This window comes from Occallatibacter sp., from assembly GCF_049802275.1.
Classification (GTDB): domain Bacteria; phylum Acidobacteriota; class Terriglobia; order Terriglobales; family Acidobacteriaceae; genus Telmatobacter.
Window position 1 is genome coordinate 1 of the sequence record NZ_JBARMD010000397.1, and the last position, 11,893, is coordinate 11,893.

Below are 11,893 nucleotides of genomic sequence, written 5' to 3' on the forward strand. Positions count from 1 at the left end.
CGGGCGCCGGCTTCATGCAGAAGTTGTGCCGCGATCGATCCGGCATTTCCGAAGCCCTGTACGGCAACGGTTGCACCCTTCAGCGGTATGTCGAGGTGTTCGCATGCGCATTGAATGGTGTAGAAACAGCCGCGTCCAGTGGCTTCATTGCGGCCAAGGGATCCGCCGAGGCTGATGGGCTTGCCGGTGACGACGCCGGGGATGGTGTAGCCCTTGGTCATGCTGTAGGTGTCCATGATCCAAGCCATGGTTTGCGAATTGGTGTAGACATCGGGCGCGGGAATGTCCTGTTGCGGGCCGATGAGCGGAAGGATCGCGCTGGTGTAGCGGCGCGTCATCCGCTCAAGCTCGCCCTGCGACATGTGTTTCGGATCGCAGGTGATTCCGCCCTTGCCGCCGCCGAACGGGATGTTCACCACGGCGCATTTCCAGGTCATCCAGGTTGCCAGCGCCTTCACTTCGTCGAGCGTGACCTGCGGATGGAAGCGAATGCCGCCTTTTGCAGGGCCGCGCGCCGTGGAGTGTTGAACGCGATAGGCTTCGAAACGGTGGATGTGGCCGTCGTCCATGCGCACCGGCACCGTTACGGTCAGCACGCGCTCGGGAAACTTGATCATCTCCCGTGTATCGTTGTCGAGACCCATGGCGTCCGCCGCGGAGTCAAAATTCTCCATCGCCATGTCATAGGCATTGTCTGCGAGTTTTGTTGCGAGCATCGTTGTTTCCTCCTTGCCTGCACCGTTTACCGCGCGGTTGCAGCAGGAGAGACGGGCTCCGCCTACATGGATCCAGCCGTGGAGACCAGTTCGTTCTCGTGCTTCATCCGTGATTGGTAAACCGGCGTAAGCCAGTTCCCGTAAGCCTGAAGATGACCGCGGGTCGCATCGAAATACAGCTTTTGTATTGCGTGCGTCACCGCTCCGATTACGCCATCTTTTACCTGGCGATGGTCGACGCGCACGATGGGTGCAACGCCGACAGCAGTGCCGGTAAAAAACAGCTCGTCACATATGTAGAGTTCGCTGCGGTCGATTGGCCTTTCGACAACGCGCAGCCCCAGTTCGCGAAACGCAAGTTCCATGATGCAATTGCGCGTGATGCCCTCAAGCGCGTTTTCGGTCACACAGGGCGTGATGAGCTTTCCGTCACGCACCATGAAGATGTTGCAGGTGGCGCCTTCGGCGACGTGTCCGTTCTCGTTGAGGAAGATGGCTTCGTCAAATCCGGATCGCCGTGCATCGTCGCTGGCGAGAGCGCTGTTCACATAGGCGCCACAGATTTTGGCGCGCGCCGGGATTGCGTTGTCTTCAATCCGACGCCAGGAGCTTACGCCCGCATGCAACCCCTTGTCACTGTGCAAATATTCTCCGAAGGGAAGAGCGACAACGGCGAAGGCGTCCTGGTCATCGGTGCTGACGCCGATGCGCTCGGCGCTCTTGTAGGCAAGCGGCCGCACGTAGACGTTGGTGTGGAACGCATTGCGACGCATTAGCTCTACAGTGATGGCGCACAGTTCCGGCACGGTGGCCGGGACATGGATGCGGAGGATGCCACAGTTCTTCTTCCAGCGCTCGTAGTGCTCGTGCGCGCGTAGGACAAACAGCTCGTCTTCGGTCGACACCCAGTGTGCGCGGATGCCCTCAAAGACGCCGGTCCCATAGTGCAGAGCATGCGTGAGGATATTGACCTGCGCGTCGTGCAACGGCATGTACTTGCCATGGAAGTAGACGATCAAGTTTGGATCGGCAGCGGCTTTCATACGGCAACCTCTTTCGGGGTCCCCGGCGACAGGTCTTGGTCGCTGGGGTGATTGCGCGACTCGCGATACAGTTCGCGCCCTCGCGCCAGGGCACGTTCGTCGAGCAGATACCAGCGTTCGGATTTGACCAGGCGGCGCAGAGCCGCATCGATGCTGGCTTGCGGCAGCCCGCCTGAGACTTCAAGCAGCGCGCCGAGCATGACCATGTTGGCCGCGCGTGGGTCGCCGAGTTCATCGGCGGCGCGGGTGAAGTTGAGTGCAAGCACGTTGACGTCGTTCCGCTCGCAGTCCTCTGGGAAGACATCGCCGTTGTAGATGACCCAGCCTCCGGGTTTTACACTCAGGTCGAACTTGCGCAGCGAAGGCTCATTCATCGCAACGAGGAAGTTCGGCACGGTGACGAGTGGCGAATCGATTGGTTCCTTCGAGACGCGCACATGGCAGTTGGAGGTGCCGGAACGCATTTCGGGACCGTAGGACGGAAGCCACGAGACTTCCAGTCCCGCGTCGAGTCCCGCTTCGGCCAGAACCTCGCCCAGCAGCAGGACACCCTGCCCGCCGAACCCCGCAACGCGTACGTGAAGGTCGACTTCGCCCGTCAAGTTGCATGGAGCGGGAGTTTCAGGCACTTCGTCATGTGCAATTCCAAGGATCGCGGGGATTTCTTCGAGCGCTGGCGCGAGGTTGGCTGCGGCGCGGGGCTCGCGGTCTTTCGTACGGTCGCATACCACGCCCAGCGGATACGTCTTCTCCATCACATCGCGGACCCAGTGCTGCGCCTCGATGGCAGACATCTTCCAGATCGTCGGGCAGGGCGAAAGCACCTCGATCATTGAGAATCCGAGACCATTCACCTGGTTTTCTACTGCCCGCCGGATGGCGCGGGACGCTTGCGCGATCTGCTTGTTGTCGCCGAGGCCGATGCGCTCAATGTAGACGGGTGCGTCGAGCGTCGCGAGCAGTTCGCTCATACGCAGCGGATAGCCTTCGTTCGCTGCACTGCGGCCGAACGGAGTGGTCGTACTTTTCTGGCCGATCAGCGTTGTAGGCGCAGCCTGGCCGCCGGTCATGCTGTAGATGGCGTTGTTGACGAAGATGACTGTGATGTTTTCACCACGATTGGCTGCGTGCAGAATTTCAGCGGAGCCGATTGCGGAAAGATCGCCGTCGCCCTGGTAACTGATGACGATGCTGTGCGGATGACTGCGCTTTGCCGCCGTGGCAACCGCGGGCGCGCGGCCGTGCGCTGCCTGGATATTGCCTACGTCGAAGTAGTTGTAGGCAAAGACGGAGCAGCCGACGGGACTGATGAGGATCGTCTGGTCTTGTATGCCGAGTTGGTCGATGGCTGCCGCCAGCATCTTGTGCACGATGCCGTGGCCGCAGCCGGGACAGTAGTGGGTTTGGTGCTGGAGTTCTTCCTTGCGCTCGTAAGTCTTGTAGAAGACCTTTGGCTTGGCATGTACGACTTCGTAATCGGATTCCAGATTAGACATGAGCCATCTGCTCCTTTTCCGCGCAAGCCTGCGCATGAGCCAGAACAAATTTAAGAACCTCTTCGTGCGATGGCACATTGCCACCCATTCGATTGAGGAATTCGACTGGACGTGAGCCGTTCAAGGCGAGGCGAACATCTTCGATGAGTTGACCATTGCTCATCTCAACGACGATGAAGGATTGGGCGTGCCGGGCGAGGCGCTGGAAGTCCGCAGTGGGGAACGGATAGAGGGTGATGGGCCGCAACAGACCAACCTTGATTCCCATTCCGCGAGCGTCTGCGACGACGGCCTTGAGGATGCGGCCGACAATACCGTATCCGACGAGAACGATGTCGGCATCTTCGGTGTACCAATGTTCTGCGCGGGTTTCGTACTTCTCGGCGCGGCGGTATTTTGCTTCCAGGGCGTTGTTATGCGCTTCGAGGTCGTCTGTGCCCATGTGCAAAGAGGTGATCATGTTGGCGCGCGACTCGGCGGTTCCGGCTACGGCCCACTCGGGCAGCGGCGGCAGTATTGCTTTCTCTGCGAACTCGACGGGCTCCATCATCTGGCCCACGAAGCCGTCGGCGAGGATTACAACGGGATTGCGATAGCGGTCGGCGAGTTCGAAAGCAAGAGCCGTCAGGTCTGCCATCTCCTGTACAGAGTGGGGTGCGAGCACGATGGTGCGGTAGTTGCCGTTGCCTCCGCCTTTGACTACTTGGTGATAGTCACTTTGCTCTGAGGCGATGTTGCCGAGGCCGGGGCCGCCGCGCGTGATGTCGGCGATGACGCAAGGCAGCTCGGCGCCAGCCATGTAGCTGATTCCTTCCTGCATGAGACTGATGCCGGGACCGCTCGATGCGGTCATGCAGCGCACGCCAGCAGAGGATGCGCCGTAGAGCATGTTGATCGCGGCCACCTCGCTCTCGGCCTGCAGGAAGACTCCGCCCACTTGCGGAAGATAGAGCGCTGCGGCTTCGGTGATTTCGCTGGCCGGCGTGATGGGATATCCATAGAATGCGCGGCAGCCGGCAAGAATCGCGCTCTTCACGATTGCTTCGTTGCCCTTCATCAGTTGCTTGCGCATGCGAGTGCCTCCTGATGCTGCACGGCTGCACCTGGACGTAGACGGAGAACCGTAATGGCGCCGGGCTCAGGGCACGCCATAAAGCAGATTCCGCAACCGGTGCAGCCTGTTCCGTTGTAGGTGGCGGTGCGATAGCCGTAGTGATTGAGCTCCTCGCTCAGATGAATTGCCTTGGGCGGGCACGCCTCGATACACATCCCGCATCCCTTGCACTCGTTTACGTCCACGCGCAGCAAGCCTCTAGCCCGCTTTTCCGGGCTAGTCTTCCCTGGGCTCGTCTTCCCTGGGCGTTTCTTCTCAGCGACTGTCATTGTTCGCTCCTCATCATTGCTGCCTCACGCGTACGCTAGCGTCTTGTGTTCCAGGTAGTGCGCGCGCACTGCGAAATCTTCGAGTTCCTGCCGGAAGCGTGGATCGGCGATGCCGATGAGCGCTTCGGCGCGTTCCCGCAACGTTTTGCCGTGCAGGTACGCAATTCCATGTTCAGTTACGACGTAATGAACGTCTGCGCGCGAGGTCACAACTCCCGCACCTGGCTCTAAAACCGTCGCGATGCGGGATACTGCATCGCGACATGCCTTTGAAGGCAGTGCAATAATCGGAATTCCCCCGCGCGACCGGGCTGCACCGCGGATGAAATCAAGTTGGCCGCCGAATCCGCTGTATGGTTTCGTGCCAATCGAATCAGCACAGACCTGTCCGGTCAAATCCACCTGCAAAGCGGAATTGATGGCAACCATGCGATCGTTTTGCGCTACGACAAACGGATCGTTGGTGTAGGCAATCGATCGGAATTCGAAGCTTGGATTCTCGTGAATGTAGTCGAACAGTTTCTGCGTGCCGAGAACGAATGCCGCGACTGCCTTGCCGCGATGGATCGACTTGCGAGCTCCGTTGATCACTCCCGCTTCCATCAAGTCGACGACGGCGTCGGGACACATTTCGGTGTGAATTCCGAGATCTCGCTTGTCGCCAAGGCAGCACAGAACTGCTTCGGAGATGCCGCCAATGCCCGTTTGCAGCGTTGCCCCGTCAGGAATAAGGGATGCTACGTTGCGGGCGACATTCAGATGCACCTCTGTAGGGGGTTCGGTGTGCAGTTCAAGCAATGGCCGTGAAGTCTCGACGAAGGCCGAAATCCGGCTGACATGGATAGATGTGTCGCCATGCGTGCGCGGCGCGCGATCATTCACTTCGGCTATAACGGTCTGCGCGCAACGAGCCGCAGTCATGGTGCAGTCGACTGTGGTGCTGAGACTTACGAATCCGTGGGCGTCGGGCGGCGTCACCTGCATCAGCACGACGTTGAGCGGAAGAGCCCCGGTTTCGAAGAGGGACTCGATCTCACTGAGGAAGATTGGCGTGTAATCGGCGCGGCCTGCAATTACCGATTCACGCACGTTTTCACCGAGAAAAAGGCCGCGATGACGGAAGTGGCCTTCGTACTCGGGTTTTGTGTATTCAGCCGCGCCGAGGGTCTTCATGTGGACGAGCTCCACATCGCGAAGCTCCGGCGCGCGCGCGACCAAAGCGTCAATGAGCGGCTTCGGTGTTCCACAGCTCGGTTGGATCCAGACTCGGTCTCCAGAGCGAACAGCTTTTACCGCCTGCGCGGCGCTCTTGCACTTACCCCGGTATTCCTCTCGCCAGTTCACAATCTTTCGTCTCCGGACCGTTTTGCTTAACAATCTCAAGGCTTGCTCTTACTTAGACCGTCAGAGAGCATCCCCAAAGCCCGGAATATATTGCGCTCGCTTTTCGAATCCGGACTGTGACCGCGGTCACTTCTGGCTATAAGAGGAGGGCGACAAACGTACATATGTGGAGCGCCGTCTCCACCGGCAAAACGAAGGAAAACAGCCTCGCAAAGTTGCATCTTGAAGGTGACGGGGAATGTTGCCGAACCGGCTTCGGTCGGATGGCGTGAGGGTTCGATAGACGCCTGGAGATCACGAACTTGTGCTCGTCCGCGAGCACGCACTTTCGGCAAAGTACAACCTAGCTCACTTTGCATCACATCTGACTTGCTGTAAGCGATTGCGCGTTTGATCCAGGAGAGAAAATATATGAAACTTACAGTATCCCATTCCCCGTTCCTGCTGAGCTCGGCCGCCATTCTGGCGGGAGCCATGGTTGTTGCAGGCTGTAACAAGCCATCCCACCCCGATGAGAAGTCAGCCGTCACAGATTCACTCAAGAACAACAACCTGAGCGCCGTGAGCGTCTCCCAGGACAGGGAAAAGGGTGTCATGACGCTTAAGGGCAATCTGGACTCCCAGGACATGAAGAACCAGGCTGCGAACGTCGCCAAGCAAGCGGCGCCCGACTATACCATTGCTGACGAGATTGGGGTGCGGCCTCCGGGCGCGAACGAAGCCGGTTCAGTGGCTTCAAACCTTGACAGTGCAATTGAAGACAACTTCAAGGCAGAGATCAAGGCACATGCCAACCTGGACGATCAGAGCATCAGCGGCTCGGCGAAGAACGGCACACTTGTGCTGAAGGGATCGGTGAAGACGGCCAAGCAGAAGAAGGAGGCCGAAGACCTCGCCAAGAAGGTGCCGAACGTGCAGCAGGTGGTAAACGAAATCGAGATCAACCCCAAGAAGCACTCGACCACGACATCGTAAGGAAACAGCATGCTTATTCTTGACTCTGTCCTGTCCAGGATGGATGGAAAGCCTGAAGAGTAGATAGCCTATAGCCCATACGCCGCTTTGTAATTGGTGAGCCCCGCCGGCTAACGATCGGCGGGGCTCTTCTTGTGGAGTCCATATTCGGAATACAGCAGCCAGGCATTCCCAAGTTGGCATCGAAATTCTGATTTCCGCGCCGGCCCGGCCTAATCGAGGGCGTCGGAGCTGAAGATCGAGATACGCGTTTCTACCTTTGCTACCTTTGGGGGCTGCAGATGTACTGGATTTGGCTTCGGTTTCTCGAACCTGTCTTTTTGGGATTTGGGCTGGGCATCCTGGCGATGGTCTTGCACGAATGCGGGCATCTTGCGATGGCCGCGGCACTGGGTGTGCGCATAAAACGAATTGGAATTCAGTGGAAAAAGGGTCTATTTACGGTTCGGGAACGAGGAACTGTGAATCAGAATCTTCTGATATCGCTGGCAGGTCCATCGGTGAATCTGCTCCTGATTGCCGTTGAACCCTGGTTTCCAATGTTCAGCCTCGCCAATCTGTGCTGTGTACTTGCGAACATGCTGCCTATTGAGGGTTCAGACGGGTTTCGGGTGGCGGACTGCTGGCGACGGATCCGGGAAGGAGAACTGGTGAATTGAGGCTGAGGCCAGGTAACTAATCGTGATCCGCCCGGTTTGACGCAGGGTCCATGGTCCCCCGTTTGTTTCCGTCTAAGATGCCTGCTTATTTGTGATTAGCATCACATGAAATCGGCCTGAAGGGCAGGAGTGCACGATGGAAGTTGTACTTTTGTTACCACGATCGTGCGATGCCCAGGTGGGGATAAGTGGCTAGACTCTCAATCGTGGAGAAACTTCTATGAGAGAGAACGTTCATAAAGACGTTTACCGATTCGCATACGACGAGGCATCTTCCGAATTGCGCAAAATCCTGAAAGCCTTTGAGCAACTGTGCGCCCAGAAGAACCGCGTCGAGAAACTCATGGAGGTCCTCAAGCCTGAGATTGGCATGCCGGAGCTGGAGAATAACGAAGGCCAGGTCAAAAGAACGACACACCTGCCCTACTGCACAGTCGTTACTCGCCTTACTGTTCTTTAGAAGCCTTACCTAAATCGGTGTTTCCCCGCAATATCAGCCGGACGCGACCCCAGACGTGTCCGGCTGAATTATCTTTCTCTTCGCCAAAGTCGATCCGTTTTACCGCAACCGGCTGATTGTAAAGAAGATTCTTCCCGATCTCCGATTCTTGGACGGCTAGCGTTTCTCGTTCGAATCCAAATCGCCGGAAGGGCTCTGTGACCACGACCAGAGCGAACCCAGCAAACGGCCGGGCGATTGTCGCAGGTTTCGATTGAATTTAACTCACGAACTTGAGAAAATCCTTTGCTACGACGGGTTTCCGACCAAGGGAGCCGAGCGCGAGAAAAGGGCGCGGGCGTATTGCGGCGCCGCCTTCCCTGAGACCGTGGATTTATGGATGCCAGATTCCTTTGCGTGTACAACCTGGCGCGAGAAGTTTTCCTCAGCTCAAACGTGACTGTCGCCGACTGTGCGGACCAGCCACTGAAGATGCTGAAGGTGCTCGTGAGCGGGCTCGCGCTGGACGCTGAATCCGGGTTCTGGGTGTCTCCTCTGTCAGCAGCGCCCCCGGTTCCGCGACTCTTCCCGTTTGACCTGCTCTATCTGGACGAAAATCAGCAGATTGTGGACGCGGTTGAAGTTCATCCCGGAGTCGACTTTCCGCCGTATCACCGTGAAGTTGCCAGCGCGCTTGTGTTGCCTCTCCAGACAATGCAGTCCACGCAGACAGGAAGGGGAGATCGACTGATCATCGGACTCGAAGAAGAAATTGAAACGCAGATTGCAGCTCTCAATGCACTCTCAACCCAACCAATCGCGTTGAGTTCGAGACCTTCCCGCAGAAGGGTTCGAGAAGCAAAGTCTCCGAGCAGCCGCGAGGCGGCGTTTTCAAGATTGGAAAGCGCTGTATTTACGGCTCATGTCTCGTCGGCTGCAATTGCCGTACCCGAAAACATTGTGATGATGGCTGATGGGCTGGATGCCGACGCACCGGCGCCGGGGGCCGCTCTTACGAACGGCCTCGCGGTGACAGTGGATGATCCTTGGGCAGGGGCAGAGCCGGCTCAGTCCGATTTTTCACTGATTGCGGCACAGTCTCCGATCAGTGACGCCGGGATCCTACCTTCCGCAGAGATGCCGGTCATCTCGATCACGGAAGTGGTTTTGCAGAGGTCGTTGAGCCAGGCTCCTGTCATCAATGGCCAGCATGGGGGTGTAGAAGATCTATTTTCGAACTGGGTGGATGCACCGCCAACGGCTTCGGCATGGATGGAGCGGAATGGGGTGTCGCAAGGCAACGGGGCCCACACGCTTCCGCCCGTTTCTCGATCGGCGCCTGAGCGGGCGAAGGCGCAGGAGCAGAATGTCGCGGCAGGGCGCAAAACGGCAGCGCAGCCTAAAGATGAGCCGGAAGTATCTGCGAAACACAAGGATATTGCCGCAGTTCCCGCGACTCAAAGGAATGCGACGGCTTGGAAGCCGCAACATCCGGCCACGGGGGATTTCACGCCGATTAATGCGCCCGTGGCAATCTCTGGTCCGACACGCACCCCGATTCCGCAGCAGCCCATTGCCACGACTTTCACGGTTGCGCAATATGGGTTGTGGCGAGCGAACGGGATCAATCACGTTGCAGAGCAAGGACCTCGTGCGGAGCGACATGCGAATTCCGTAGCCAACGGCCGATCGAGTAACACCGCTAAGATCGAGCCCGATTCGAGGCAGGCTGGGATGGCAGATGTGCCAGATCCCGGCCTGGAAGATTTGATGGCATTTGAAGCGCTCCAGGCTTCTGCCGGCCTGGTGACGTCCCCTCAAGAGAGGGTTCTCGCGTCAGCAGCAGCGAAGTCAACGCCCTTGGATGATCTAGCGAAGAACGCCATCGACCAACCTCCAGACTCGGCGGCTGGCTTTGCGGAACAGCTCCGGGTGGCAAGGGCTGCCATTGTGGTGCCGGACAAGGCGAAAAGACCGCGACGCGAAGCTCCTGCGCCAGACGACTCTGAGCGGAGTGAGGAAGCGGGGGAAAAGGCGGCGGTTGACTCCAAGGCCGTCGTGCAGGGCCAAACCGATGTCTCGAAACAACCGGACGAAAAGAACGATGCCGCTTCGTCTGCGCGCGGCGAGCTTTCGTTAACCCTGCCTCTTCCCGGCATTCGCAAGTCGGAGGAGAAGGGGAAGCTGAAGATCTCAATCCAGCGTGTGGACGCCAACGGGAAAGCCAAGGAACAGCCACTCAGCCTGGGAACACGATTCCGGAGGTGGCTCAATCCGGTCGCTCCCGTGAACAGCGATCGGCGAAAGGCGCATCGGCGTTATGTGCCGGGGATGGTCGCTCACTACTTCACCGGCGGAGCGCCGAGGCCGCATGATGTTGCAGACATCAGCATGACCGGCTTTTATCTGCTGACTGAGGATCGCTGGATGCCGGATACGATGATCCAGATGACCCTGCAGAAGCCGTGCGCAAAGGGAGAGCGGAAGCAGTCCATTACGGTCCTTTCGAAGATCGTTCGTCGGGGATCGGATGGCGTGGCTGCCCAGTTTGTCATGCCGGAGTCGCTTGACCCGCAGAGCCACGACGTTCAGCCGTCGCAGGCCACGGATCGATTCACACTTGCCCGTTTTCTCTGATTGGCACGGCGATTTTTCAGGAAATCTGGCCAATCATCCAAACCATGTAAGACCTTGGTAACCGGTTCTGCAGTTCTTTTGCAGTATCTACATTCAACTCATTGAGTATAGGAATGCTTTTTAGCCGAGTGCTACGTTGAAATGGCTGGTTACTGGCCCCTGTTTGCACTGGTGTGCTCGAAAGAAATCTGCGACCATGGACGTGCTGATCAAGGACGGGCCGAAGAAGGCTGCATCGACTCCCCGCCTCGCTGAGATCAATGTTATTCACTCCTCGATCCCACCGTTGGAGAAGAACATGACGGCTTCCCTCCCAAAAGAACCAATCATGAAGCGGTTGATGCGTTGGCTTGTTCCCGACCAGCGCGTAGCCAACCGCCATACGATGCCGCCGGTGATTGGCTGTCTCGGCTTGCTCCGCACGTCGAGGGAGTACAAGATCGGCGACGTCAGCATCGGAGGGTTCTTCATGATTACAGAAGAGCGGTGGATTCCCGGCACGGGATTTCCAGTAACTCTTGTGCGTACAGACGATGCCGCCAGTGGCCAAACGCTGACAGTGTTCTCGACTGTAGTGAGGAACGGGGCGGATGGCGTGGGGTTCACGTTTCTTCCCTCGGGGGACAATGAGCAACACGACGGTTATGTCTACGGGACGACGCGGCTGGATTTAACAAAGCTTGCGCAGTTTCTGAAGGGGCTTCCTTTGACCGAGGGGAACGCCGAGCCTTGGAAGCGCGCTTCGTAGCGGCGACTTACGTCGATTTCCACTGGCCAGAAAGTGCTTGACGGTTCCCAGGTTGCTTGGGGATCCGCTTCCGCTGCGATGCGCTTCGCAGGGGCCGTGACAAGATCAACCTCATACATTTCAAACCGAAGCCGATACAGACAGGAGAGGTGCGCATGGCCTTTTCTTGCCTTGGATTCAAAGCGGAATTGCTCCTGTTTCTCTTCGGACCTGTGGGGACACTACTCGTGACGGCCGAACTTTTAGAGCGGCTGAACCGATTCATATCGAGAGGCTGACTGTGCGCCATAAGATAGCGGGAGCGCTGCTACTCCCCGCTATCTCAGGATCTGACCAATCCTAGTTGCGTCCGTGCTCGTCGCCAGCGTCTCTATAGGGTGAGGTCAGCCAGGGCGCGTCCCGACCGGTCAGTTGAATGTCCATTTCAACGATTTCTCCAGCGGAATCGCCATC

10 protein-coding genes are annotated in these 11,893 nt (G+C 57.9%); 4 read left to right on the plus strand and 6 right to left on the minus strand.

The window, feature by feature from the left end; genetic code table 11:
• The 6 genes from WA354_RS13880 to WA354_RS13905 form a co-directional block, all read right to left on the minus strand.
• Window positions 1-716 (minus strand): Glu/Leu/Phe/Val family dehydrogenase (locus WA354_RS13880; protein WP_472813610.1); only part of this gene is annotated, 716 nt, incomplete at its 3' end.
• Window positions 717-778: 62 nt separating this feature from the next.
• Complete coding sequence (locus WA354_RS13885) at window positions 779-1,759, minus strand: branched-chain amino acid transaminase (RefSeq protein WP_472813611.1); 981 nt, start codon at window positions 1,757-1,759, stop codon at window positions 779-781.
• Window positions 1,756-3,255 carry a 2-oxoacid:acceptor oxidoreductase family protein gene (locus WA354_RS13890; protein ID WP_472813612.1) on the minus strand — a complete coding sequence of 500 codons (1,500 nt, stop codon included), beginning with the start codon at window positions 3,253-3,255 and terminating at the stop codon, window positions 1,756-1,758. Before WA354_RS13890 ends, WA354_RS13885 begins: the two co-directional genes overlap by 4 nt.
• Window positions 3,248-4,327 (minus strand): 3-methyl-2-oxobutanoate dehydrogenase subunit VorB, encoded by a 1,080-nt coding sequence (locus WA354_RS13895; RefSeq protein ID WP_472813613.1) that lies wholly within the window; start codon window positions 4,325-4,327, stop codon window positions 3,248-3,250. The genes WA354_RS13890 and WA354_RS13895 overlap by 8 nt, the downstream gene beginning before the upstream one ends.
• A complete protein-coding gene (locus WA354_RS13900) occupies window positions 4,312-4,638 on the minus strand; it encodes a 4Fe-4S dicluster domain-containing protein (protein WP_472813614.1) in 327 nt (108 codons plus the stop codon). Before WA354_RS13900 ends, WA354_RS13895 begins: the two co-directional genes overlap by 16 nt.
• Window positions 4,639-4,662: 24 nt before the next feature.
• Complete coding sequence (locus tag WA354_RS13905) at window positions 4,663-5,982, minus strand: acetyl-CoA hydrolase/transferase family protein (protein WP_472813615.1); 1,320 nt, start codon at window positions 5,980-5,982, stop codon at window positions 4,663-4,665.
• Between the two features lie 411 nt (window positions 5,983-6,393).
• Between WA354_RS13905 and WA354_RS13910 the strand changes: the two genes are divergently transcribed.
• From WA354_RS13910 to WA354_RS13925, 4 genes are all read left to right on the plus strand, one after another.
• Entirely contained in the window at window positions 6,394-6,957 is a 564-nt protein-coding gene (locus tag WA354_RS13910; RefSeq protein WP_472813616.1) for a BON domain-containing protein, read from the plus strand.
• An 879-nt stretch (window positions 6,958-7,836) separates the two neighbouring features.
• Window positions 7,837-8,076, plus strand: a complete 240-nt coding sequence (locus WA354_RS13915; protein WP_472813617.1) for a hypothetical protein — start codon at window positions 7,837-7,839, stop codon at window positions 8,074-8,076.
• A gap of 375 nt (window positions 8,077-8,451) precedes the next feature.
• Window positions 8,452-10,692, plus strand: coding sequence for a PilZ domain-containing protein (locus tag WA354_RS13920; RefSeq protein ID WP_472813618.1), 2,241 nt, complete (start codon window positions 8,452-8,454; stop codon window positions 10,690-10,692).
• Window positions 10,693-10,888: 196 nt separating this feature from the next.
• A complete protein-coding gene (locus WA354_RS13925) occupies window positions 10,889-11,440 on the plus strand; it encodes a hypothetical protein (protein WP_472813619.1) in 552 nt (183 codons plus the stop codon).
• Window positions 11,441-11,893 lie beyond the last annotated feature (453 nt).